The sequence below is a fragment of the Rhodococcus sp. KBS0724 genome, assembly GCF_005938745.2.
In the GTDB taxonomy this organism is placed as follows: domain Bacteria; phylum Actinomycetota; class Actinomycetes; order Mycobacteriales; family Mycobacteriaceae; genus Rhodococcus_F.
This window is the reverse complement of record NZ_VCBX02000001.1, coordinates 4,094,348-4,117,977: the sequence shown is the minus strand read 5'-3', so window position 1 is coordinate 4,117,977 and position 23,630 is coordinate 4,094,348. Positions and strand designations below refer to the sequence as shown.

Sequence of the window (23,630 nt, the reverse complement as noted above, 5' to 3'; positions counted from 1 at the left end):
TCACCCTTGCTTGGGTGCAGTTGCGAGCGCGGGAATGTACTTCTTCAGGATCGCGTCGACCGCCGGGTTCGCCAGCGCCTTCGTGACCGCGCCCGCGACGCCGGCGCCCGCAATCAGGGCGGTGGACTGTGTTGCCGTCGAAGCATCTGCCAGCGCCGCTGCGACATACGGCAGGATCGCAATCAGGAACGCGACGACAGTACGAGCGACTGCACGCCACGGGTACGCGGTCTGTGTTGCAACGGTTGAATTCTCAGACATCACTTGCCCTCCAGCTTCGTGAGCCGTGCCTGAATGTCGGCGAGCGCATCGACCACCGTCTTGCCACCAAGCTGAGACCAACCCTTGAACTGGCCGGCGTCACGCTGCCCCGAACCGCACAACTGTTCGCGAATGTCCTTCACGTCGGACACCACTGCGTCCATGTACTTCTTGAATGTTGCGAAATCCATCTCACCCTCCTTGGGGCTGTTGTCGATGCGAGCCTGAATGTCTGCGCGGAACTTGCTCATATCCATTCCGCCCGGGTCCCACTTGCCCTGTGCGGCACCGGCCCACTCTTTGTGGCCGATGGCATGGGATGCGGGTTGGCCCACCTTGCGGAGGATCGCAGCGCAGCAACGCACGTAGGCGTCATATTGCGCGGGCGTCCAGCCTTCGGTGCCATTGTTTTCGGCTTCGATGCCGATGGTGCGTTCGTTCGCACCGTTCGTCGGCAGGCCCGGGTATGCGCCACTTCCTGCATGCCATGCGACACCGACACCCACGACGGTTGCGACACCATCTCGGGAGAGGTGAATCTGCGAACACAGTCCTAGTGAGGGGTGATTCGCGATGTAGCCGGGGTTGTTGCCGGGTGGATTGTTGCCGGTGTGGTGCGCAATGACGCCCCAGATCGTGCCCATGTCGCCGTGCCCGCGGTCTTTCCAGCCGGGATACTCGACAACCTTCACTCCCTCGGCCCGCAATACATCTGCAAGCCAGACGGGATCTCCTGTCCAGGTCACGATTCCTCCTCGTTCAGGGGTTGCATGGTGCCCTCAGCCTTCAAAATGGCGAGGGCTTGGTCTAAGTCATCTCGGGCCGCTTGCGGCATCTTCCGAACAATGTCGATTGCCTGTGGTTGCGGCGGATCAGGCTCGTCAACCGGCACCCATTTGCCGAGTCCGGTCATCCAATGCTCTTCCGTCTGCGGCAATCTCAGCTTCAGTGTCGGCTCGGCCATGTGACCGCACGCATCGCACTTGAGCCGGGCGCCCAGATCATGCAGACGCTTCGACATCAGCCGGTAATAGATGAGCGGGACCATCGCCAACGCGCCCTTGAGTCCAGGCATCGAGACGAACATCCACCAGAACATCTCCTCCGGATCATCGAGGTCGCACGATGCCCGCTGCGGGATCTCTTCTTTCTTCACCCCATGACCCCCATGTCCTTCAGTTCGGATTTCGTGGTGGCGATCTCGGACATCAGTCGCAGGATCGGGTCTTGCTGCAGCTTCTCGCCGCCGAGAACGATCTCGACATCCACAACCCGGTCCACACCCCACGCGATGATTCGATTCGAGACACGCTCGACATGAATCCGCTGCGTCAGATCACCAGGGATACGGGTTGCGACACGATCACCGCGGTCGAAGTGACCGATACCCGGTGCGCCGATGACATACGGTGCGGCATTGGCGATTTCCATCGAGCCTGAGAAGATCGTGCGCGTCTCGTAAGCGCCGGCACGGATCGCCGCCAGTGAGTCCAGCGTGTACGCCTTGCCGCCGGAGGCAATGAAGTACTCGAACTCCCGGAAGTCACCCACCTGTTGCGCCCGCCGTAGCAGTTTGACCGCAATCCACGCGGCCACAGTGTCCTCGTAGAACGGGGCCAGGATTCGGTCAATGGACCCGCCGACCGATCCGAACTGCAGAGCGTTGCCGACGACATCGAAGACGCCCTGCACGAGGGCACCCATAGTTTCATTGACGCCCGGCATCGACGAACCACCGGTGACGAGCTGCACCGGGCCCGGCAACTTCTGCCGGAAGCTCGAGCGAATGACACCAGGGCTGTCAGGCGGGTAGTAGACGTACGGAACTCGGGCGTCCGTCAGGCGTTTGCCCGGAACGCGGTAGTCCGCGACAGTCGGCATCCCCGTAATCGCCTCGTCAATGTCCTCGTAGAAGTCATCGGTGTACGAGCGAATGTTTCGCTTGAGTCCGTCGAACCAGGTGCCGCCATTGGACGTTCCTGCGAAGATTCCGGACTTGTCCTCGACCCACACAACGAGCGCGCCGTGACGCAATTTCGCGTTGGGCCACGGAAGCGGGTCACCGGTGAACCAGCGCCGCCACTGCAGCGACTGCTCGCCGTCCGCGAGCATCGCCGTTGCAGCCTCATGCCAGTACTTGAAGCGGGACGTCAGCTTGCCCCACGGAACACCCGAGGCAACCCCGTCCATGAAGCTGCCAGGCTTGGTGACGACAGTCCATGTGGACATGTCGTAGCCCTCCCACCACGACGAAAACTTCAGCGGATCATCGGGAAGGGTGAGGATCGGCGAGTTCTCGCGCCGCAAATTGATATGCAGTGCGCCGAGAACCACCCACGGGATCGGGCCCGCAAGCCCGAACACCTTGATCGGCTGGAAAATCGCAGGCATAACCGGCGTCGACCACAGCAGCTTCGTCTTGAGCTGCTGAAAATCGGACAGGAACGTGGCCGTCAGTACCGAATATCCGAGGTCATCCGTCTCGACACCGACCTCTTTCATGAGCCCCGACCAGCGAATGCCCATGTAATCGACCGAAACAATGACGTTGATCTTCTCGCCGCGCTCCATACGGCCGTGCATGTCGTTGAGCCACTGTGCTTGCGGCATCGAAAAATCGATTTTCAGGGTGCCGACACCGGTATCAAGCTCCGGATCTTCCCATCTCGCATCGTCTTCGCACTCGACAATGTGGACTAGGTCGCAGTTCGCGCCCGTCCAGAGGCGGAGCAGCGGTGGAGTATTGCGCATCCGCTCGAGTTCACGATGAATCCGATCGGTTTCCTCCATGATCGCGGCGCATTGTTCGGCGAGGGTCAGGTCGAAATCGACTGCTGTCACATCAGCTCACCTCCAAATGGCTTCGGCCATAGCCGCGGCTGATGTAGTTCCGCCCGAGCACCCCCCGCGGGGGCGCCCGTGTAACTGATTGGCAGCAGAGTCCGCGGGGTGTACGGCGGAATCTTGTGCATGAAGAAGTTCTGGCCACCGCTCGCGCCGAGAAGGTTCGTACCGGACCAGGATTCGAGCATCAGACGCATCGGGTCATAGTTGATACGAGCCCCGGCATGAACGGAGTCGATCGGCAGGAGCGGCACAATGCGGTTGACGAACCTGCCGCCCGGAACGCGCCGCCCCTTCTTGCCGACCCACGACGTGTCCGGGACATTCCACTGCGCCCGAGTGAGCACCCATGTCTGAATCATGGTGATCGGCGTCGGATTCCAGACCTCAATGAATCCAGAAGCCGACGTCGCACCCGCCTCGAAGTGCGTGACGTCCGGTCGGCCCTCCCAGAACGGTTGAGCCGAACGAACTTTGTAGATCGGATTCAGGTACTGCTCATCTTCGAGCGTCGGATCGTACTCAGGATCAAGATCCGTGTTGTCGTACCGCTGAATGAACAGACGCCGAATGTCACGCTTGGACTTGACGACGACCCGAGCGAGTTCCTCGTCGTCATCCCACTCGTCCGGGGCGTCGGTGATCATCTGATCCAGCAGACCGTCGAGTTGCTCGATGTCCATCGGGCCGTCATCTCCGAAAAGATGCAGCCCGATGGCCATATCGCGCCACGGGAAGGTGCGGGACTTGAATCGCCCGCCCCTTTCCCGTGCTGCACGCTTCCACTCGCTGCTGATTGGGGCGCCAAGGATGCCCTGGAGCTGACCGGCTGCAGCGACGACACCCTGGGTACCGGCGTTACGTCCGGCAATGTCGAGACGGTGGCCGTTCGCGCCGATGATGGCGATATCGAGCACTAGTTCCCCCCGTATCTCATGAGCGCGAACCGGTCACGGCTCGCCTGATCGCGCTGCCAGGAGGCCTGGTCGGCGATGATCTGGTTGTTGTTGTTGGTGATCTGCACCCGAGGGCCGCCACCCACGCCGGCGCCGACAAGTTCGTCGACCTTGGCGATGTTGGCCTGGGCTGTGTTCCAGTGAGCGTCTTTCAGGACGTACTCGCGCTCATTGAGTCCGTTGAACCCGAAAGTTCCCGGTTCCCAAACACCGCCCGTGTCAAAGAGTCCAACGCCACTGAGGAAGTTTTGCGCCTGCTCGATCCACGGTGCGATGTTCTCGTTGCCGACCTTGCCTTCCTGCCCGGTCGACGGGGTGCTGATCTCCGCCGTGCTGGCATTGCTGTCCTCGATCGTGTACCGGTCAGCGAGATCGAGATACTCGCCGACGCCCGTCATCTCAATCAGGGAGTCGGACCAGATGCCCGCGATATCCGTGAACATCGTCTTGACACGGTCGCGACCCGAGAACACTTGCTTCGGCTCGCTCGACGCTGATGTTCCACTGCCCGAGCTATCCGAACCCGACGAGCTATCTGACGTTCCGCCGTTCGATGCCGAATCACTTCCACTGGCGCCGCCCGCCGTGGATGCAAAGAAACTTGCAGGCAGGAATTTGTGGTCGGTGAACATCGAATCACGAGCGCCTGCAGCAGATCCGCCATACTGGCCGTCGCCGCCCGCTCCACCCATCTCGAAGTTGACGCCATTGGGAAGTGTCGCGGCCGTGTGACCGCCCCATTCGCCGCCGTTATACCAGCCGATGTTCAGCGACCCGGCAGGGCCGAGGCCGGACTGGAAACCGCGTGCCGCCAGCTCCGCACCTTCGGTCATCGTCGCGAAACGAGAACCGAAAGGTGCTCTGCCGGTGACATAGTTGGCGATGGCTGAGATTGCGCCAGAGCAGTCGCCCCAGTTGACGCCACCCCACACGTACGGCGCACCCTCAACACCCTTGGCGAACTCCACCAGGCCGTCGACAGTCGCCGTTCCCGAGATCGCCGCGGTGGCCGTACTTGCTCCACCACTGGATGTGCCGCCGCCACCGCCCGATGCGCCCGATGCGCCCGAGGTTCCAGAGTTTCCAGACGCGCCACCACCACCACCACCATTGCCCGTGACGGCAATCGTCGGAGCCGGAGCTGATGTTCCGTTGCCGTACATATCCTTGTAGAACGTTGATGGCGGCCCGGATGCGGTAGCCGTTGCCCCGGTTGTCACGCCCGCGAAAGCTGACGTTGGAACCGATGCCGTTGCGGTAGTTTGCACGCCCGCGAAAGCGGACTTCGGCTTGTCCCGGTTGATGCCTGGACCCTGGACCGCGCCGCCCGTTGCGAAGGCTGGAAGGTCACCCATCAGGGCAGCCTCACGCATCCGGAACATGGCACCGTGACCGCCGACTGCAGCGACTTCCTTAGTCGTCCACACGTGCTCGTCTGGCATGAGCATCGCCAGGACCGAGTCCTTGCCTCGAACGCCACCGGTCACATCACCACCCGCAGCGAAACGTGCGATGTCCGGAAAGTTGATCTCCGGACTGACCTGAACGCCAGCCACACGTATCGCCGGGATGCGGAAGTTATTCCACTTGTCGATGATCCAATTCAAGGCGCCCTTGAAAGCATCCTTGACGCCGTCCCACATACCAGAAACTGCAGATGAGATCCGGCCCGGGAGCCCAGTGACGAATCCGACCATCTCGTCCCACTTGCGGACGACCCAATCCTTGACCTCACCGGCCTTGTCGCCGATAGCCTGGAACGCACCCTTGAGAAGTTCGAAGCCTTCCTTGAGTTTTCCCCATACCCAGTCCCACGCCGCCGACACGGCATTCCAAACGACTTCCCAAATCGTTTGAAACCATGTCGTTTTCGTGGCAATCAGGATGACGATCGCCACGAGTCCAGCAATTGCCGCGACGATCAACCCGACCGGGTTGAGCATCATGGTCCCGTTGAGAACCATCTGGATCGCATTCCATGTCGCAGTCGCGGCGGCCATGCCGAGTGTGATGGCCTTGTACGCCACGAGCCCGATAACGAGTGGCGCAATGACTGTGCCAATAGTTTTCAGTAGCTCGGTATTTCGACCAACCCAGTCCGCCATCGACTCGAGACCACCCAGAAGCTCGCCGGTGATGGCCCGCTTCATGTTCTCGAATGCCGACCCCGCATTGTCGTTTAGAGTCGCCGTCATCTCATCGGTGGCGCCCGTGACGTCGCCCATGACATCTTCAGTCCCGGCGAGAGACTCGAGGAATCCTGGGATCTTGTCGACGGACATATCCTCGAGCGGTGCACCGAAGAGTGCGATCGCAGCATTTGCTCGTTCTGCAGGATTCTCGATCTTGAGCAGTCCGGCAGCAGTCTTCTGCAAGGCCTCCTGCGCGCCCGCGCCACCAGTCGCGATAGCATTCGCCATCTCCTCGCCCGACAGTCCAATCAGCTTGAACGTATCGACCGATGATGTGGACATGTCAGCGCCACGGATCGTGAATTCCTTAAGCGCGTCACCCGTTTTATCGAGGGCGATCGCACCGCCCTGCGATGCTGAGATCAGCATGTTGAAAGCGTCCTGGCCATTGAAGCCAAGAGCGCGGAAGTTTGTGCCGTACTCGTTCAGGATCGCCGGAATCTCTTCCCGCATCCCAACCGAAACCTCTTGCATGCCGCGAGTCATCAGGTCGAATGCCTGATCGGCATTGTCCGCGAGACCGTTCTGCATCATCAGGCCGGCAGTCTCGATCGACCCTGCGACATCCTGATCGAATACCGCCGCGAAATTCGACGCCTTGCCCGAGAGTTCCTCCAGGCGACCGGCGCCCATGCTGTCGAGTGATCCGAAGGTTCCGCTTACTGCGGCAACGGATGCGGCAACGTCTTCCATGGACTCGCCAATGCCGGAGGCGTACAGATTGCCTGCAACCTCGCCGTACCGCTTTGCCTCTTCCGGTGACTCGCCCAGCGATGCGGCGAGCTTCGAGCCGAGCTGAGACTTCTCCATACTCTGTGTGGCGAGGTCCATTGCCGACCCGATACCTGCGGCTGCGATGGCAAGGCCGCCGAGCTTCTTTGCCAGATCGACAGCACTGTCACCGTTGCGTTCCTGTGCGTCGGTGGCGTCATCGACGGCATCGGCTTCTTCGTCGGCGCCGTTCGCGGCACGAGCACGAGCCTCGGTCAGGTTGTTGACCGCCCGGACTCGGCCCGCCATCGCGTTGTCATGTCCACGGTTGGCGGTGGCGAGACGCTCCTCGGCGGCGGCGATCTGTGACGCCGACGCGGTGCCCTTGTCCCGGAGTTCTTGCAGCTTCAGCTCTGCGACACGGACCTTGCCCGCGGCGTCAGCTTCCTTACCGCGAGCCGCCGCGAGCTGCGCCGAAGCCTTCTCGACAGTCGTACGCTGCGAGGTGAGGCCACTCGCCACACCCTGTCCCGCAGCCTGGCCGGCCTGCTGTCCACCCTGCTGAAGCGGCGTAACGAGTTGACTGCTGATCTGCCCCGCCACACCATTGATGGTCGGGATGATCTGCAGGCCTGCCCACCCGATTGATGCCACGGCTGTCGCCTCCTATCGTCCTGCGAGCCTGAGCCTTTCGGCGTTGCGCGCTTTTGCTCGATCGTGAGCACTGCGACTCTTGGTCGCCTTGCTGGAGGTCAACTTCTTCTTGACACGTTCACGTGCCGGGTGATCCTTCGGGGCCTTGCCCTTGGGTGAGTTCGACTGCACGATCGCCAGCCATGTATCGGCTGCGAGATGATCGGCAAGCGTCCACGGCTGAGTGCCGCCGTTCTCAGATATCGCGAGCGCTGAATCTGCCGGCAAGTGCCGGATGTACACCCACAGCAACCGCAGGGTGAGTTTGGATGCGCCACCACTAGGCCGAAAAAGATCCCGCAATTCAACTCGGTAGTAGCGCATCAGGTCCGCCTCGATAGCGTCCCCCCGGTCGCGGATCGCGACCAGGAGGCTGACTAGTTTCCCGGCATCCGGAAACCTGCCGCCTTTGCCCAGGTGCGGAACAGTTCCATGTATTCGGAGTCGTACGGGTCCGTCTCGAGGAAATCCTCATACTGCTCATGTCCGAGAATTGAGATGAGGATGCGCCGAACGCTCTGATCCTCCATGGCGGCGACGAGACCTCGAGTGCGGCCTGCGACCGGCGCGGTGTACGCGACTCCGTTGAAGTTGAATTCGAGGGTGTCCTCGACTGCCTCATCCTCGCGGCCCGTCGACTGCTCCTGCTTCGGTTCGGCTTTCGGCTTCGGCGCTCGTGCCGCAGCTCGTCGAGTCGCACGATTCGGGCTAGGGGCGGGCGCAGGAACTGCAGCCTCCACTTCCTCGACATCGTCGTAGTCTTCGGACTCGTCGGCGCGGGCTCGTGCGGCTGCCAGTCGCGCTTCAGCGACCTCGACAGCCAATTCCTCGACGCTCTTATTGCCGTCGTCAAAGGCGTCAAAATCAGTATTTGAGGGCATGTGCAGCTCCTTAGTTGTCGCGCCAAATTTGTGGCGCGATGGCCGCCGCAATACGGTCGGCGGCGAAAGATGTGAGGCCGGCCTTAAGTAGGTCGGCATGGACTTTGGCGATCAGCACGACAGGATCAGAGGCAGCCGCTTCCACAGCTTCGGCCTCTTCTCCTTCGGCGATCTGGATTGTCTGCGCGAGCTTCTTCTGCAGGCGCGGCGTCAGTTCCTCGCCCGGCTTGATGATGCCGAGCTCGATGGCGACTTCCGTACGTTCCGCGATGCTCGGGATTCTCTGTCGCATGACTCTCCCTGTGCAGCATTGAGAACCGGCCGCCAGCGGGCTGCACACCGCTGGCGGCCGGGGTATCAGATGACGTCCTCGGGAGGTTCGTCGTCCTCGGGGGCGAACGCCGCGTCGGGTTCGGGATCAGGTACCGACGCGGCCCCTAAGGGGTTGTGTCAGTCTCGATACGAGTGAACACGTCACCGTTAGCGTCATTCGCGTGATGGCACGTGATCTCGTATGCTTCCGCCCCGCCCTCGATGGCGCCGGTGTGGCTGGCCAATTCGAAGAGCGCCGGCCGAGTCGACACGCGAATATCGGTCGCAATGTCCTCATCGCGCAGGACGTACAGCGTGTAGCCGCGAATGTTCTTCGGCGCACCGATCTTGTTCGCCGCCGAACCGGGCAGCACCAGCTTGCGAGTGACCGCATTGTCTTCCAGCGCAGTGAAGCCCGTCGTGAGCGTGCCCTTCTTCGCCTTCGACCGGTACCGCGGGTGACCGTAGCCGTCGTAGTGCGTGATCTCGATCGCGGGCGTCACAGGGATTCCCTTGGCTGCATCGAGCAGGCCGACGAACTCCCAGTCGGCAGCAATCGCAGCGTCAACCGTTGCCGGGATCAGCGTCGAAATGCCGCCACTCGGGACGTCCGCATTCAAGATGACGTACACCTCGGCCTCGTCCCAAATCCGAGACAGGTCGGGATTGATAAGTCCGGACATAGAAAAGCACCCCTTCCAGGGGATTGGGCCACCGAGGTGGCAATCAGAGTGAGACGGTCCGCACCTTCGCGTTGACCGTGAAAGACACCATGCGACCACCGTTGTCGGGGTCCAGGGTTTCGATGAGATGGGAGCCAGGCCCTATGTGAGTGATGCCAGGGACTTTCGAGCACAGCAGCCAACCGAGACACATGCCCGCGATCTTCCGGGACTTGGTGCGCGAGTCCGACCAGACCGTCACGCGAATCTGATGCGTCGTCGACACCGGCCAATCCAGCGAGCCCGAGTCATCAAAGACGACGACAGCCGGATTCGACGCAACGCCAGAACCATTCGCAGGCGTCCACTTCGAGTCCAGATTGAGTGCCGCCTTCACGCCCGGCTGCGCTACTGCCAGCCGGGAGACAAGAAAATCTTTTACCGGGACAGCGGCCTCACCCGGCTGACGAAGCGCCTTCACCGCGGCTTCACCGTGAGACCCACCGACGCCGCAGCCCGAGAGAGAGCGCCATGCTTCGCTTGCATCCCCAACCCGCCAGGGTGGGCGATGAACACCGACGCGCCAGCTCGGTCCGAGTTGTACGGCCGCACGATCACGTCGACGCCATCCTTGACGGAAACGTTGCCCGCAATCTGCTCGGCCAACTCCATGCACGCCGCCTGCGCCTCAGGGGAATTGAGGATCTGACCTACGCCAGCCTTGTCGAGTTTGAACTTGCTCGCCACGACTACCCCCTCCCTGTGACGGCCAGGACTTCGAGCCCGCGCCGGCCAGTGCCGAACGCGGACCGCCAATCCAAAATCCGGACCTTGCAGACGAGGCCTCTTATCTCGAGTTCGTCATCGTTAGTCAGATCCGGGGCTGGCATGAAGTACACGGTGTGCTCGATGGTCTCGCCCTGGCGCGCCAGCGACGCATTGCGCTTCGACGCACCAGGAGCGACAGCCTTAGCTTTGAGCGGGTCACGCGAAACGGACGACGGGATCGGATCGTTGTTGTCATCCAGTCCGCCAGGATTGCGGCGGATGCGAATCACTTCTTCGCTCATGGCATGTTCGGCAATCTGTAGCGGTTCAACACATCCAGCTCATGAGCGTAGAAACTCACACCACCCTGCGATGCCCCGAAGCTGAACGGCCCGATAGTTTCCTCGCCGCCGCCCAACTCCGAATTCACCGCCCGAGCAAGAGCATCCATCGCCACCGACATGACATCGTGAGCATCATCGAAACCATGTGTCACCTTCGCCTCGACAGCGCGATAAACATCCGGCCATGACCCGCGCATCGTCCCGTCATGCGACCACTCAGGCTCCGCAATCGCAGCACCCTGCACCTTGACCTCGACCACCGAGACCAGACGCAGCGTCGGCAGATTCAACACCGAACCACCGGTGCCGTCGACGACGAACGTTTGCTCGAGGACGGGGGCCACATGCCAACCGCAATAACTACGGATCGCTGCAGACACCCCGTCCACGTACGCCTGAGTGACGCCACTGCCGCCGAGTCGAGCCTCAATTTCCTGGACACTGATCAGCGGCTCCACGTCACACCTTCTTCGTACGAGTGCGAGTGCGCGCCTTGTTCGGCGGAGCAGTGACAGCTTTCGCCGCCACCAACCCGCGAGCCTTGGCATCCTCGTCGGAGAGCTGCAGCGTCGTTGCAAATCCGTCGATCACCACGTTGTATTCAGAGAGTCCCATCGGAACCTCCTTCCGTGTGATCGTCGATTAGCTGACGCCGGTGCCGACCTTGACGAATGCGGTCGGGCGCGTGACCGCGAACCCGATGCGCTCTTCAGCCAAGATCGCAACCATGTTGCGAATGAAGAAGTCCGCATGCGAGTCGGTCACGGTGACCGTGGTCTGCTCGCGATCCCACAGGACCGCCTTCTGGAAGTCGCCCAGGAGTGCGGTTGCGACCGGCTGCGATTCGGACTCGATGACAGGCAGGCCCCAGATGGTGCGCTGCCCGATCGCCTGCGGTCCACCGAAGCGGTAGATGCCGTTGAGATCCTGCAGAAGGTCGATTGCCTCGGCCACAGCCGGGTTGACCACGATGGCATTCGGGGCGACACGGCCCACGATTCGAGCCTTGGTTACTGCCTTGCGGACCGTGGTCAGCAAGTCGGTGGCGTAGGTCTGCGTCTGCACTCCCGACCAGGAGTTGATGCCGGTCAGGTTCTCGCCTGTGCCGTCACCATTGAGGATCTGACCCTCTTCGGCTTCCTTGATATCGGCTGCCAACTCGTCGTTGATCAGCCCTTCGAGGGATGCGACGTCGGCGAGTGCGCGCTTGGTGGCAGGCACCCATTCTGCGATGGTCTTGACGACCGCCGTCTTGCGCTCGAAGGCCCATGAGCCTTCGGGCTTGTAACCGCCACCGGCCGCGGGAACCAATGCGCCGGCAGTGCCGGGGGCGGTCGGAGAGGCGGACGACGTCGCTTCCGGGACCGTCGCAGCAGCGTTGGTGTGCGAGGTCTGCGCCACGTACTCAACCGTGTCGGAGCCGGTGCGACGCACCGAGACCAGATCGCGGATCGTCAGTTCCTTGCGGCCCAGCATCTCCACGATGCCGGTCTGCTCGGCAACAACGAACGCGCCACCCGAAGTGTCGGCCGAACCGGTGAACAGGCCCTTGACCGATACGGGATCAGTCTGGAAACGAGCACGTTCCGGGACGGTGCCTTCTTTGTATGGCGCCATCGCGTTCTTGAACTGCAGCGAGTCCACGACCTGCAAGCCGAGCGACTTGGCGCGAGCGCGGTAACCCTTCGGCTCCTCGTCGCTCTCTACAGGCTCAACGCCAACTTGCTTGGACAGGGTCTCCGCTGCGGACATGATCTCCACATCCTCGCGAGCAGCCTGCAGGTTCGCGACGAGTTCAGTGGCCTGTGCCTTGAATGCGTCGAACTCTCCCTGCTCTGCGTCAGTGAGGTCGCGAGCCTCTTCGTCAGCCTTGGATGCAATGTCTCGCATGGCCTTGAGAACGAGATCGGACTGGCCCTTGAGCCGGGCAATGCGTGCGGTAGATGCCATGATGGCGTACCCCTTTCGAGGGCTAGAGGAATGAAAGTTCCGCGTCGATGACGTCTGCCATCGCGGAGTTCCTGCGCGGAGTGGGTGCCGATTTTTCGACAACCTCGCCAGGAGTGAGAGATTCGAGGACTTGACCGATGGACTCGTACGCACCGCGCAGCGACTCCTCGTTCTTTGAGGACAGCGCACGGCCCGCCTTGACTTCTGCGAGCAGGTCGGTCACCGACTTCACAGACAGCACGTCCGTCTCCTGATTGGCGCCGAGCGGCACCACGGAGACTTCATGCAACTTGAGCTTGTGCAGCTCGTATACGTTGTCCTCGCCGTCGCCGTCCGACTTGGCACGCTTCGATGGGGCGCCAGAGAGGACATCGAACGCGAACGACATCTGAGAGACGCGCCGCGACTTCAAGAGCCGGTACACCTGCGGACCCTTCGGCGACTCCATGTCAATCTGCGCGTGAACCTTCAGCCCGACATCGTCCTCTTCGGCCTTGACGATGTGTCCGATGTTGAAGTCGGGATCACTCATGTTGTGGCCGAAGAGGAGCGGGATCGGATCGCCCTTTGCTTCCCAGCGCTCGAGATCCGCTTTGAACGCGCCGGGCATCACAATCTCGCCATAGCTGTCGATGTTCCCGAACACGCTCGCGTAAGCCGTGAAGCTGCCGTCAGCGCCCTCGGGTTCCGCCTTGAAATATGCCGCAGTGCTTTTGGTCTTCACTGCACGACCTCCTCGGGATTGGTGCCGGCAGGCTCGGCAGGAATAGGTTTGGGATCGCCGTCTTGCGTGACGTTGAGTGGACGAATGAGAACGTCGCCGCCATCAAGCGGGGTGCGATTATCGAGCGCCCGAGCTTCGTTGATGGTCATCGTCGGACCGCCCACGGCGCCGGTGATCGCTGCCTGTCGCTCCTCGAACGAGCCGGTCAACTTCTCGCGAAGATTGAACTCGACGTAGACATCGCCGTCAGCAAGATCGGGAACGAGCTGCAGTTCGATCTCTTCCTTGATCATCTGCAGCCACGGCCCGAGCGTGTCCTGATACAGCATCTTGTGCTGCTCAGTGATATTCGAGTAGGTAGCCCCACCCATCAGTCCGAGCATCGTCGGCGGAATGAAGTACGCCGAAGCCACTTCCTCGCGAGTCAGCTTGCGCGCCTCGATGTACTGCAGATCCTTCGCCGACTGAGACGCCGGCACGAACTTCATGCCGTCTTCGAGGATTGGCGTACCGCCCACGTTTGTGCCGCCGCCCGAGTACTGCGAGCGCCAGCCCTTCGCGAACTTCGCTTTCGCCTCAGGCGACCAGGACACCGCGCCGACCGGGCGCTCGAGATAGCCGCTCGCACGGGCGCCGTTCTTGAGCATCTGCTCGCGCATCGCCGAAGCCTCGTACTCTTCGGACAGTGTGCTGCGCAGGGACTCGATCGGCGACTCGCCAGCAATGCCGGTGTTCGAGTAGCCGTGAAAGAACACGATCTCGTCGGCCTTGACCTCGATCTTGCCTCTTGAGCCCTTGACCTCGAAATATTCAGGCGAGAACCAATTCTCACCCTTCGGTGTCACGAACGCAGGAGGGAGGCGGACTAGGCCAGGGGTGCCGGCCGATGTCTTCACCTTCTGCCAGTACGCCATGTCGTAGATCGCAAGATCGTGGACCAGGGCGTCCATTAGCCGATAGCGTGTCGTCGCCGGGTTCGGTCGACTGAACAGCGCCGCCAACGGATGATCAGTCAAGCGCTGGCGATCGTCGTCACCCTTGCGCTCGAAGACATGCAATCCGAGGTGGGCGATGTTGCGGGCGAGGAAAGTAACAGCAGTCCGCACCGCCGACTGCTTCTTCCATAGCTCGTAGTAATCCATCGACACGGAATCGGTCAGCCTGAGCATCGAGCTCGACGGAAGTTCCAGTCGAGACAGACTTTTCAGCTTGCCTTCGGAGGTCACGAACGCCATGCGGCACCTCCTACAAGGCTTGAATGAAGTCGATATTCGATTTGTCGATCGCAATCTCACCGTCAGCGGGCATGGCTTCTGCGCCGTCCTCGTGGACGTACGCCGACTTGAGAGTGAGCAGTGGCCCGCGGGTGGATACGACAACACCGCTGACCGAAGTTCCGGACAGAAGGTTGACGACCACCCGAGGTTTCGCCTGCAGGTGCTTGTATTGCATGGGGCTCCTAGACGACAAAGAGGTCTTCGGTCTCGTAGACCGAATCGGGTTGAGGTTCTTCCACTTCCGCCCACAGTCCGAAGCGGGCCAGGGTGATCGCAACCATCGGAGTGATCACGAACTCGCCGCGGCGATCCCACGCCCACGCGCCACCCGAGCCGACATCACGCTTGGAAGCCGAAGCATTCGCCTCCGCCAACAGTGGATCGCCAGTAGTGGAGATCAGGCCCTCGGGGATCTCATCCACGATCGAGCCGCACGCCTGCGCCATCTGAGTGTCATTCGTCAGCATCACGTCGATGCCCACAAGCTCGGGCACCAGTGCCGCAGCCGGAGACGTACGCGCAATCACCACCGCGCGCGGAGGCTGATTCGCCACGATCGTCCGCACCAACTGTGCCGCATCACGGGGCGAGCCGTGAAAGATGATCTCGAAGTGCACACCATCGTCGACACGACGAGTCGCCGCGCCGATCGTGCACACCGACCGATCGGGCGGCATGTCAACAGCAATCGCGAAATCATCAGTCAGCGCCGGCGCCGTATCGGTCAGGTCAGACCAGGTGCCCGGGTCGATGACATAGACGATCTCCTGCTCACCAGCGGTCGGCCACTTGCCGCGAGAGAGGAACTCGACGTCATACGCCCGCTGCATCGCCGGCGTCGCCATCGACCGCATCTTCGACATGATCTTCTCGACCGGAAACAACCGGCCCATCGAAGGATTCGCCTGCGCAGCCGCAGCAGGATCGTCACGCTCCAACTCGGGCGCCGCAGAGAACTCCGCAAGATAAACGCCAGGCTCATCAGCGAGGCCACGTTCACGGATCGCCGACAGGACATACCCCTGCGGATGCTCGTCAATATCGACCGCCGACGACGTGTACAGCGTCTGCGAGTTCTTCGACACCATCTGCGTCGGCAACAGCGCCGACATCGCGTGATCCGGCAGGTTGTACGCCTCATCCAAGATCAACAGGTCGATCGACGAGAAGCCTCGACCGGAACCGGCAGTGCGAGCAATGAACATCAGGCGATTGCCCGTGTCCAGCTCAATACCCTCCTGGCCGTGAGAGTTATTGTACCGAACCACCCGGCGATGAAGCGCCGGCGTCGCCACGATCACAGCCTTGATTCGCCGGTACGCGTCCGCTGCAGTCTTGAACTCGTGCGCCGAGTGGAAGATGTTCTCACCCAGCACGAACAGCCCGTACAGGCAGCGCGCCGTCAGCACCTCACCCTTGCCGTTCTGACGGGAGACGATCAGCGCAACCTCGGGGGCTGCCCACTTACCGTCGTCATCGACCCGCATCGAGCGGTCCAGAACGCGCTCCTGCCAAGGGAACAGGTCAATGCCAGCCCGCCGAGCAAGCTCAACAGCGCCAGCACCCTGTGAGCCGACACCTTGCGGGCCATGCTCAACTCTCGGTACCTGTGCCCCGAACAACGGTGAGGCTTCCAAAGTCGATGTCATCTGGCGACGCCTCCTTCTTGGCCGGCTCGATCTCGATCTGAGCGAGGATCTGCTTGAGGACCACCGCCTGTTGACGTGCCTCCTGAAGGGCTCCGTCGATGCGGATGATCAATTCATCGCCGTTGTCTCGTGCGGCGACGAGCGTTGCCCACCGGTCGTCGTTGCCGGCAATGGCGTCGTCGAGCTTGCGGAGGCGGTCAGTGACGCGTGCAGCCTCGGCGATGAGGGCCAGCTCGGCCACCGTCCGATGACCTGCTGTCAGCGCCTCCCAGACCGTCTCTCCCGCCTCGCCCATGTCGCGTGGTCGCAGCGTGGCTGCTGGGTCACCTGAGGGCACCTGAGGCCTCCTCTGCACGTAGCTCTGCACGTCGGGGGGATATGCGGGACTGTCGGCGACCGGAGGAGTCCGAAGATGGCGATGTACAGCGATCTGAGGGCCCCTCCCCAGGGCAGGCATACCGGGTCACACCCAGGCGATCCAGGCCGTCACAGGGCCGCTCAGCCCCTCACGTCAGCGAGCCAGTACGAGCCCAGATCCATTGCCCCTCAGAGCCATTGGCGGGTCGTCAGCGGAGCACTAGCACCTTCAAGGGCAGGGCGCAAGTGGTCCCTGTTGCCACCCTGTCGCGAGCGGTTACAGCGTCGATGCAACAGTCGGTCGGCCACAGTGCCGCCCTGAGATCGAGCGATGCTGTGGTCAGCCTCAAGGCCGGCCTGATCGAAGTTGCGAGCATCGTCCCGGTACATGGGCTCGTTGCACCACCAGCACAGCGTCCCGTCGACGTGAGCCACGAGCAACCGTGTGCGCTGATGGTCGTGTGCTGTGCCGAGTCCGCGCTGTGTCCGAGTCAGTGGCTTGGCCGGCGCACCGATCGTCTTGGCGCCTCGTTCGGCGTACCACTTCTTGATGACGGGTTGCATCCAGTACGGCCGGAGTCTCTTGGCTCGCTCCATGACGACGTCCATGCCGGGGTCCACGGTGACGATGCGGGCGCCGTAGCTGCGGTACTTGGCGAGGAGCTGAGTCGAGGGTGTGGAGTGGATGAGGTAGACGTCAATGTCTCGGAGCGTGATGGCCTTGTCGATGGCCGCTTGTCTCGCAGCCTTGGTCACAGCCTTCACGCCCTTGGCGTGCTCATGCTTCGAGTCACCCTCACGCGGTGCAGACAGGGCGTTGGCGAGGAGATCGTAATCAATCACAACATCCTCGGGCCCCGCATGCTCACGGCACCAAGTTGACTTGCCAGCGCATGGCGGGCCGATGACTACCGTCAGAGCCACTGTTGCCTCCTATGTGGTCACTGGGCTACCCAGTCCACAGTTGAGGTACTTAATGTCTGCCAGCGTCTTTAGCTGACTCTCGGTCGGCTGCCCTTTTCGGTGCAGGTCATTGTGTGCGTATCGACACGCCTTGCAATCCCGCTTGCCACGGCGGAGCGAACTCTCCACCAGGTTCGGCTCGGCCAGTCGGTGTCCGCGCCGGCAATGCGTCTTGATCGAATGATGATGAATACCGTTCCGAACGCGGTCCAGAATGTTCTCCGACCTGGTTCCGTAAGCGAGGTTCGCTAGCCGGTTGTCACCCTTCTGGTCATTGAGATGACGAATCTCCATGCCGTCCACTGCGGGTCCAATGAACGCGGCAGCAACGACTTGATGCACCAGGGTCATTGCCCCGATGCCAGCCTTGTTGAGGCTAACTCTCAAATGCCCACTGTTGTCGGAGGTCTGCGCCAGAGTCTGACTGGGCCACATCCGAGATCGTCCATCCTTGAAGGTGACTGTGCGGGCCAGGCTTCGCACCCGACCGCGATCACTCACCTCGTAGACGCCCTCGTACCCCTGAATGGACTTCCACTGTTCTGCGATACCGTTGTGCATGTCAGCTCCTTTACAGCTGGCTATGACCCCGGAAGCGTTAGAGCGCTTACCGGGGTTTCTATTTGTTGGGATCTATTGGTCGGCGAAAGGATTCAGAGAATCCACATGCGGATGATGGCCCAGATGATTCGACAGGTTTCAAACATCATGACCTCCTGCAAGTTGAACCCCAGGCGCGCTGGCAAGCTGCTGCACTGGGGTGGTTGCCGCATGTTCCCTCATAAGGGTGCGCCGCTGGGAAGTGGGCGCGTGCGGCAAGTAGGTGGGGCGAGATGCCCAGACATAGCAAAAGCGCGAGACCTCATTGACAAGGAACTCGCGCTTCGCGGCTAGCGTACCACCAAGGGTGCGGCTAAGGAATCGACCACTCCGATTGATAGTCAGGGTGATCCGAATAGATGGACGCAAACAGGCGTAGGGCGGTCTCCCGTGCAGCTTGCCCGCCCTCGGTCCAGGCTGTGCGATGCCCCTGCTCCTGGACCCAATTCTCATTGACGTACTCAGTGAGGATCGCTCGCTTTGCTGCCACCTCACGAAGGGCGCGGGCAGGATCATGACGGCGCGAATGAATCAACTCGGCCGTTCGCGCCTCATATCTCGAGTCGGGCCACGAACCTCCATCTGGCGGGCCATCAATGCAGGCCAGCGCAACGGCTTCGTCCTCGGCCAGCCGCGCCTCGAGAAACTCCACAATCGTCATGCCGCAACCTTCTTCGCTCTCGTCGGCACCGTCAAGTGCTTCTCCAATACCTGCCCCATGCAGAAGATTTCAGCCTGCGTCACCACGCCACATCTGTCAGCCACGATGTGCCCACCCTTTCGAAGCGAGTCCACCCGATTCTCCGTCAGCCCTCGATACTCGGGATAGTGCCGCGCCAACAGTGCAGCCACCTGAACGATGCCAGCACGGTGAAGCATCCGACTGCCAACCTGATCGAGCACATCATCCTTCTCGCGCACAGGCACGTCATCCTCAGGCGCAATATCCATCGCCCGCCGGCACTTGCCCATCGCCTTCTCGATGCTGCTGTAAGCCTCTTCGCTGCCCTCGGTCATCGCCAACGCAATGATGTACGTGTCCAGCCAGTGCGCCAAGCCGAGCAGTGACTCTTGGTATCCGTACGGCACCCGCTTGTCATCCACTCGCAACGGTCCGATGAAGTCGCCATCGTGCGTGAATCCGATTGGCCTGTACTTCAACCCACGCGACTCGCACACATGCCGTGCCCACGATGCCAGCTCGTTGTGCAACTCATCTTTGGCGTCCGATGCGGCGAGGTTAATGGGCAACGGCTGCTCGTCCGATCCCGAGCTGACCTTGATCCCACCCTTACCTGTCCGATCAAGGCGGCAAATCGTGACCGCGAGATCCTCGACCAGGCCGGGGATCTCGCGGAGCAACTTCACGAGCAAATGCTGGGCAGCGCGTGAGATGAAGTAGTCGCTCATGCTACCGATTCTACCACATACCATACCCAGTTACATTGCGCCACAACGGGATTGAATACACTGAGAGCTCTGGAATTGGGTGCACTGAGGGCTTTGTGGCCGGGTGTTCTTTGGCATGCGCTACCTTCTTTCGATGAAGCCTCTGATCCCGACGTATGCAGATTTCGTAGCGAAGCTGCCAGCTGCCCAGCAGTTGGAGCCTTTCGAAGCGTGCCTCGCGCGCTACACCAACCATGTTGATTCTGAGGTTTACGCATTGGCTGAGGTTTGCAAACGCCAATACCCCGACAGGACATCAGCAGAGATTCGATCTATGGTCGCTGACATCCTCACAGCGACGATCGTGTCATCCCATTTGGGGCAGCATTGGTACGAACAGAATTTCACAATGGGCAAAGTCAATGACCAGACCCGGGGCTACTTATACCCAACTCACGAACTCCCCAACGTTGACCAATATCTGCGTACGTACACTTCCCACCGCAAGCACGAGTTAGCGCGTCGACTTCATCAACTCCAGACCTTCGACTGGTTTCCATCAACGATCGAACATGTGCGCACGACCCAGTTATCTGGCGCCGCCTTCGAGTTGGACGTCGCTACCTATCTCATGGCACTTCCGCTGCGTGTCGATCGTGTCAGTGAGACCGGCATTAAGGGGGAGGACTTCGACCTTCTGTTTTGGGTTCGCGAGACGCCGATCGCGATCGAAGCCAAAACGAAGGAAGACAACACCGAGTTTAGCGAGCAAACCATCAAGCAAACGATCAAGAGGGCGGGTAGCCAACTCCCGAAAGGGCAAACAGGTTTCGTGTTCATGCGCATACCGATGCCGTGGGTTGGCCCTTTACTCGAGGAGCACTACAACGAGTATCTCCACTCGGCAACGCGGTCATCGACGCGAATAAGCGTGGTATTCACTGCGATTGATAAGCTCGGCAGGAACGCGGATGGCACAACCAGCATTACTAGGTTCTGGGACTATTTCAAAACCGAAAACTGCCCGGAGCAGGACTGGAAGATCGCAATGAATTTTCGGTCTCTTCACGATGGCGAGTTCCTGGAGATGGCACCACGATTGCCTTTCTAGCGTCCGTTGGCTCAGATGAAATTTGGCGGCACGCCAGAGCGACAGTAACCTCACAGGTACCCCTTCGCTCGCATTTTGTCGTAGTAGTCGGGATCGCCGTTCTGCCAGGGGAGTTGGTAGTCCTCCTTGCCGTGCTGCAGGGTGCTCGGCCACATTCGTTCCTCGCGGCCACCGCGCCAGGTTGCGAGGTCAACGCGTGACGGGTGCTGTTCAGACTCGGTGCCCTGCGCCGGTCGAAGCCCGAAACCAAACTCGGGCCACCGCAGGAACAGTGAGGATCCGGTCGGCCGGAGGAGTCGCTGTGATCCGGCCTGACCGTGTGCGACGTGCGCCTCGCATACGACCGCGAATTTGTACTTCACGCGAAGCCTGTCGATGGCGTCGGTGAGTTCCTTCGCGGCCTGCTCGTCGCGGGTGTCGAGCTTGTGCAGACGGTAGAGCGGGCCGAGTGCGACGAACTTCGGTTGCGTTGCCGCGATGGCACGTTCGATCCGTTTCATCTGTGCCGGATCGTTGAGCGCGATACCTTCCGGCCGGATCACGAAGCGAACCATCTTCGACCAGTCCGGCACCGGGACCGAATACTTGTCGGCGAGCCTTGTAATCCTCTCTCGCAGCATCCGATACCGGCGCCCGGTCTGACGTTCCGAGTTCTCCGCGTCGATCACCAATACCTGATTGTGATCGGATACCCGGGTGCCCAGGAATGGGTGCATGCCCGCGGCGATCGTCATGACCATCTGCGCGACAAGGTAACTCTTCCCGGTGCCCTCGAAGCCGGTCAGGATCAGACGGTCAGTGCGCTCGAGTAAGTCTGGGATCAACCAGTCGTGCGTGAACTTCTTCCCGAGCAGCTCGTCGAGACTCATCGGTAGATCCGCCTCGGTGGGGCTTGCGGTGCGGTTGACGGCAGCGAGCTCTTCCTGCGCCCGATCGATGCCCAGTTCGAGCATTTCCGCATCTTCCGTCTCGGCGACTTCCTCCGTGGCGTGCACGAGGCGTAGCGCCGTGTCACGGACTGACCGCAAGGTGTGCAGGTGGTTGAGGCGGTCGAGGTAGAAACCGATCGCGTAGTCCTCGCCTTTGCCGAGCATGTTCATGATCGACTCGGCCACCGCCTTGGACTGGTGCACGCTTGCTGCCATCTGCATCGCTCGCCTGGACACTGTTGAGTGGTCCCGAGGGTCGTTGGCTCGGAAGCAGTCAACGAGAGCCGTGTGGATGATCTGGTGGATCGGTGTCGTGAACACACCAGGGTCGAGTTCGACCATCGTTTTGATCAACCCCCGCTGTGCGAGGCCGGCAGCGAGGACGGTGGCCTCGGCGCCCAGATCGTTGAGCTCGCTCATCGTGTCGCCTTCCATTTCTCGCGGATCTTCCAGACCTTCCGCATTACCCACAGGTTGTTTTGAATTCGGACCTCAAGGAACGCCTGGCATTGAAGCGGCCCGGCGTTGACGTCCTGGAACCAGCGCTCGCCGCAGGCAACGCAGTGGTTGCCGTTCTGCGGATCGGGATAGTGCGTATCGACCATCCACTGGCACAGTTCGGCGAGGTCGAGATCTTGCTCGGTTTCGGCTTCGTGACGGATGTTCTGCGCTGCGAAGCGCATCCCGGTTACGTTCTGCCAGCCTTGAGCCTTGGCGCATTCGGGGCAGTCGACGAGCAGGCGCCCGGAATGGCCGTTCATCGCTCCACCAGCAGTCCGGACTTCCCGTCCCGAACCTGGTTGCCGTTCTTGCCTTGAATCGGGCCGTCGAGCCACATGTCAGCTCTGAGCCAGCCAGCCGGAAGCTTGGTGTACTGGCTTTCACGATTGGGATCGGCGCCGTACCTGGTCGCGCCTTCGATGAGTTCCTCGTTCGATGCCCGCTTGAGCGCTGCCTGCCATGCCTTGGACGCGTCCCGCTTTTGTTCCTTCCGTGGATACGCAGCCCAGAACTTCTCGAACTCGGCAGGGTAGGAGTTCGTCGGCGTGTTCGATGCCGGAGGTTCGGACATATCTTTTAATTGGGTATGGGTATGGGTATGGGTAAGAGCGGACTCAGATGGGACATCGTCGGACGGTCCCGCTTGTCCCGCTGGGACATTCGGGGGACTGCCCTCTGATCTGGCCTTTTCCTCGGCGGCCTTGCGGGCCTTCTCTTCACGCCACTTGCGTTTTCGCTCCGCTTCGGCTGTTCGCTTCTCGTCCAACTCGGCCGAAGTCTTGTTGTACTCGGCCCAATTCACGACCTGATAGCCCTCGGCGGTGTCCTCCCAGAAGCCCGCGGCGACCAATAGTTCGGCCGATTCGACAGTTGTCCCGAACTCGTCCCAAATGTCCCGCGGGACAGCACCGTCAGTCCCATGGTCGTTGCACCAACTGTTTACGAGCGTCCACAGGCCCATCGATTCACACCGCTTTGATCGCGGAATGCGCAGCGTTTTCCGATGACTGTGGAGCTTGTCGTCGGTCAGTCCCCAAGCCACTACTTCACCCCTGTTCTGTCCAGAATCTCGTGCACGTCGCCCTCGGTGATGTCGAGGAGGTTTGCAATCGTCGGGAATGTCAGTCCGTATTGCCGGCCAAGCCGGATGTAGTGCGCGGTGTGGCGATCGTTGCGGGCCTGGCCGATTGCCTGCAGGATCTCGATCGCGTGGCGCTTCCGGTTGGTGCCGGCTTGCCCCTTGCGGGGGTCGGTATCAGAACCGACCCCCAGGGTGCCGACGACAATCTCTAGCAGTTTCCCGTTCTCGCGCCGCAGCTCTCGAATTACGTTCGCCCGCTTGTCAGGCGGCGGCCACGGCAGTGAGTCATCAACCTCGGTCATCGGTCAGCCCACTCGTCGAATTTCCTGCAGAAGCGCCGGAAGTCGACTGAAATCCACAGCGCAGATTGCATGATGAGGAGGGTGCTGAGAATGCACTCAGTGATGGTCACGAGGGGCCTCCGGGTCGAACTCCAGCCATGCTCGATGAAACTTGGTCAGTACATCGATCAACT

The 23,630-nt window shown here is 61.2% G+C and carries 30 protein-coding genes; 1 reads left to right on the top strand and 29 read right to left on the bottom strand.

Going from position 1 to position 23,630, the window contains the following annotated elements; translation table 11 throughout:
- The 25 genes from FFI94_RS18915 to FFI94_RS18800 form a co-directional block, all read right to left on the bottom strand.
- Window positions 1–261, bottom strand: a complete 261-nt coding sequence (locus FFI94_RS18915; RefSeq protein ID WP_138869185.1) for a hypothetical protein — start codon at window positions 259–261, stop codon at window positions 1–3.
- Entirely contained in the window at window positions 261–1,007 is a 747-nt protein-coding gene (locus FFI94_RS34315; protein WP_260684203.1) for an N-acetylmuramoyl-L-alanine amidase, read from the bottom strand. Before FFI94_RS34315 ends, FFI94_RS18915 begins: the two co-directional genes overlap by 1 nt.
- Window positions 1,004–1,417 carry a DUF2744 domain-containing protein gene (locus tag FFI94_RS18905; protein WP_138869184.1) on the bottom strand — a complete coding sequence of 138 codons (414 nt, stop codon included), beginning with the start codon at window positions 1,415–1,417 and terminating at the stop codon, window positions 1,004–1,006. The genes FFI94_RS34315 and FFI94_RS18905 overlap by 4 nt, the downstream gene beginning before the upstream one ends.
- Window positions 1,414–3,102: a hypothetical protein gene (locus FFI94_RS18900; protein ID WP_138869183.1), complete on the bottom strand. Its 1,689-nt coding sequence runs from the start codon at window positions 3,100–3,102 to the stop codon at window positions 1,414–1,416. Before FFI94_RS18900 ends, FFI94_RS18905 begins: the two co-directional genes overlap by 4 nt.
- Window positions 3,099–4,022 carry a hypothetical protein gene (locus FFI94_RS18895; RefSeq protein ID WP_138869182.1) on the bottom strand — a complete coding sequence of 308 codons (924 nt, stop codon included), beginning with the start codon at window positions 4,020–4,022 and terminating at the stop codon, window positions 3,099–3,101. Before FFI94_RS18895 ends, FFI94_RS18900 begins: the two co-directional genes overlap by 4 nt.
- On the bottom strand, window positions 4,022–7,618 hold the full coding sequence (locus tag FFI94_RS18890) for a hypothetical protein (protein WP_138869181.1): 3,597 nt from the start codon (window positions 7,616–7,618) through the stop codon (window positions 4,022–4,024). Before FFI94_RS18890 ends, FFI94_RS18895 begins: the two co-directional genes overlap by 1 nt.
- 12 nt (window positions 7,619–7,630) lie before the next feature.
- Window positions 7,631–7,981: a hypothetical protein gene (locus FFI94_RS18885; protein ID WP_138869180.1), complete on the bottom strand. Its 351-nt coding sequence runs from the start codon at window positions 7,979–7,981 to the stop codon at window positions 7,631–7,633.
- A gap of 53 nt (window positions 7,982–8,034) precedes the next feature.
- Entirely contained in the window at window positions 8,035–8,538 is a 504-nt protein-coding gene (locus FFI94_RS18880) for a hypothetical protein (protein WP_138869179.1), read from the bottom strand.
- A 10-nt stretch (window positions 8,539–8,548) separates the two neighbouring features.
- Entirely contained in the window at window positions 8,549–8,830 is a 282-nt protein-coding gene (locus FFI94_RS18875) for a hypothetical protein (protein ID WP_138869178.1), read from the bottom strand.
- Between the two features lie 145 nt (window positions 8,831–8,975).
- Entirely contained in the window at window positions 8,976–9,533 is a 558-nt protein-coding gene (locus FFI94_RS18870) for a hypothetical protein (protein ID WP_138869177.1), read from the bottom strand.
- A 43-nt stretch (window positions 9,534–9,576) separates the two neighbouring features.
- Window positions 9,577–9,993: a hypothetical protein gene (locus tag FFI94_RS18865; protein WP_138869176.1), complete on the bottom strand. Its 417-nt coding sequence runs from the start codon at window positions 9,991–9,993 to the stop codon at window positions 9,577–9,579.
- Entirely contained in the window at window positions 9,990–10,259 is a 270-nt protein-coding gene (locus tag FFI94_RS18860; protein ID WP_138869175.1) for a hypothetical protein, read from the bottom strand. Before FFI94_RS18860 ends, FFI94_RS18865 begins: the two co-directional genes overlap by 4 nt.
- Window positions 10,260–10,261: 2 nt before the next feature.
- The gene (locus FFI94_RS18855; protein WP_138869174.1) at window positions 10,262–10,582 is read right to left on the bottom strand and encodes a hypothetical protein; all 321 of its coding nucleotides are present in this window, start codon (window positions 10,580–10,582) and stop codon (window positions 10,262–10,264) included.
- Complete coding sequence (locus FFI94_RS18850; protein WP_138869173.1) at window positions 10,579–11,082, bottom strand: hypothetical protein; 504 nt, start codon at window positions 11,080–11,082, stop codon at window positions 10,579–10,581. Before FFI94_RS18850 ends, FFI94_RS18855 begins: the two co-directional genes overlap by 4 nt.
- A gap of 1 nt (window position 11,083) precedes the next feature.
- Window positions 11,084–11,239, bottom strand: a complete 156-nt coding sequence (locus FFI94_RS33750) for a hypothetical protein (protein ID WP_185993246.1) — start codon at window positions 11,237–11,239, stop codon at window positions 11,084–11,086.
- A gap of 27 nt (window positions 11,240–11,266) precedes the next feature.
- On the bottom strand, window positions 11,267–12,574 hold the full coding sequence (locus tag FFI94_RS18845) for a phage major capsid protein (RefSeq protein ID WP_138869172.1): 1,308 nt from the start codon (window positions 12,572–12,574) through the stop codon (window positions 11,267–11,269).
- A 22-nt stretch (window positions 12,575–12,596) separates the two neighbouring features.
- A complete protein-coding gene (locus FFI94_RS18840) occupies window positions 12,597–13,298 on the bottom strand; it encodes an HK97 family phage prohead protease (protein ID WP_138869171.1) in 702 nt (233 codons plus the stop codon).
- Window positions 13,295–14,533: a phage portal protein gene (locus FFI94_RS18835; RefSeq protein ID WP_138869170.1), complete on the bottom strand. Its 1,239-nt coding sequence runs from the start codon at window positions 14,531–14,533 to the stop codon at window positions 13,295–13,297. Before FFI94_RS18835 ends, FFI94_RS18840 begins: the two co-directional genes overlap by 4 nt.
- Window positions 14,534–14,543: 10 nt before the next feature.
- Window positions 14,544–14,750 carry a hypothetical protein gene (locus tag FFI94_RS18830; RefSeq protein WP_138869169.1) on the bottom strand — a complete coding sequence of 69 codons (207 nt, stop codon included), beginning with the start codon at window positions 14,748–14,750 and terminating at the stop codon, window positions 14,544–14,546.
- Between the two features lie 7 nt (window positions 14,751–14,757).
- Window positions 14,758–16,224 (bottom strand): hypothetical protein, encoded by a 1,467-nt coding sequence (locus FFI94_RS18825; protein ID WP_138869168.1) that lies wholly within the window; start codon window positions 16,222–16,224, stop codon window positions 14,758–14,760.
- The gene (locus FFI94_RS18820) at window positions 16,169–16,561 is read right to left on the bottom strand and encodes a hypothetical protein (protein WP_138869167.1); all 393 of its coding nucleotides are present in this window, start codon (window positions 16,559–16,561) and stop codon (window positions 16,169–16,171) included. The genes FFI94_RS18825 and FFI94_RS18820 overlap by 56 nt, the downstream gene beginning before the upstream one ends.
- 209 nt (window positions 16,562–16,770) lie before the next feature.
- Complete coding sequence (locus tag FFI94_RS18815) at window positions 16,771–17,424, bottom strand: HNH endonuclease (RefSeq protein WP_260684202.1); 654 nt, start codon at window positions 17,422–17,424, stop codon at window positions 16,771–16,773.
- A 90-nt stretch (window positions 17,425–17,514) separates the two neighbouring features.
- Window positions 17,515–18,105 (bottom strand): NUMOD4 motif-containing HNH endonuclease, encoded by a 591-nt coding sequence (locus FFI94_RS18810; RefSeq protein ID WP_138869165.1) that lies wholly within the window; start codon window positions 18,103–18,105, stop codon window positions 17,515–17,517.
- Window positions 18,106–18,457: 352 nt separating this feature from the next.
- Window positions 18,458–18,805: a DUF6221 family protein gene (locus FFI94_RS18805; RefSeq protein WP_138869164.1), complete on the bottom strand. Its 348-nt coding sequence runs from the start codon at window positions 18,803–18,805 to the stop codon at window positions 18,458–18,460.
- The gene (locus tag FFI94_RS18800; protein WP_138869163.1) at window positions 18,802–19,554 is read right to left on the bottom strand and encodes a hypothetical protein; all 753 of its coding nucleotides are present in this window, start codon (window positions 19,552–19,554) and stop codon (window positions 18,802–18,804) included. The genes FFI94_RS18805 and FFI94_RS18800 overlap by 4 nt, the downstream gene beginning before the upstream one ends.
- A 133-nt stretch (window positions 19,555–19,687) precedes the next feature.
- Between FFI94_RS18800 and FFI94_RS18795 the strand changes: the two genes are divergently transcribed.
- Window positions 19,688–20,644, top strand: coding sequence for a hypothetical protein (locus FFI94_RS18795; RefSeq protein ID WP_138869162.1), 957 nt, complete (start codon window positions 19,688–19,690; stop codon window positions 20,642–20,644).
- Between the two features lie 50 nt (window positions 20,645–20,694).
- On the opposite strand, the gene FFI94_RS18790 is transcribed toward FFI94_RS18795, so the two are convergent.
- Genes FFI94_RS18790 through FFI94_RS18775 form a run of 4 tightly spaced genes read right to left on the bottom strand, consistent with a single transcriptional unit; the run spans window position 20,695 to window position 23,457 of the window.
- On the bottom strand, window positions 20,695–21,993 hold the full coding sequence (locus tag FFI94_RS18790; protein ID WP_185993245.1) for an AAA family ATPase: 1,299 nt from the start codon (window positions 21,991–21,993) through the stop codon (window positions 20,695–20,697).
- Window positions 21,990–22,334: a hypothetical protein gene (locus FFI94_RS18785; RefSeq protein ID WP_138869160.1), complete on the bottom strand. Its 345-nt coding sequence runs from the start codon at window positions 22,332–22,334 to the stop codon at window positions 21,990–21,992. Before FFI94_RS18785 ends, FFI94_RS18790 begins: the two co-directional genes overlap by 4 nt.
- Window positions 22,331–23,116 carry a hypothetical protein gene (locus FFI94_RS18780; RefSeq protein ID WP_138869159.1) on the bottom strand — a complete coding sequence of 262 codons (786 nt, stop codon included), beginning with the start codon at window positions 23,114–23,116 and terminating at the stop codon, window positions 22,331–22,333. Before FFI94_RS18780 ends, FFI94_RS18785 begins: the two co-directional genes overlap by 4 nt.
- The gene (locus tag FFI94_RS18775; protein WP_138869158.1) at window positions 23,116–23,457 is read right to left on the bottom strand and encodes a hypothetical protein; all 342 of its coding nucleotides are present in this window, start codon (window positions 23,455–23,457) and stop codon (window positions 23,116–23,118) included. Before FFI94_RS18775 ends, FFI94_RS18780 begins: the two co-directional genes overlap by 1 nt.
- Window positions 23,458–23,630 lie beyond the last annotated feature (173 nt).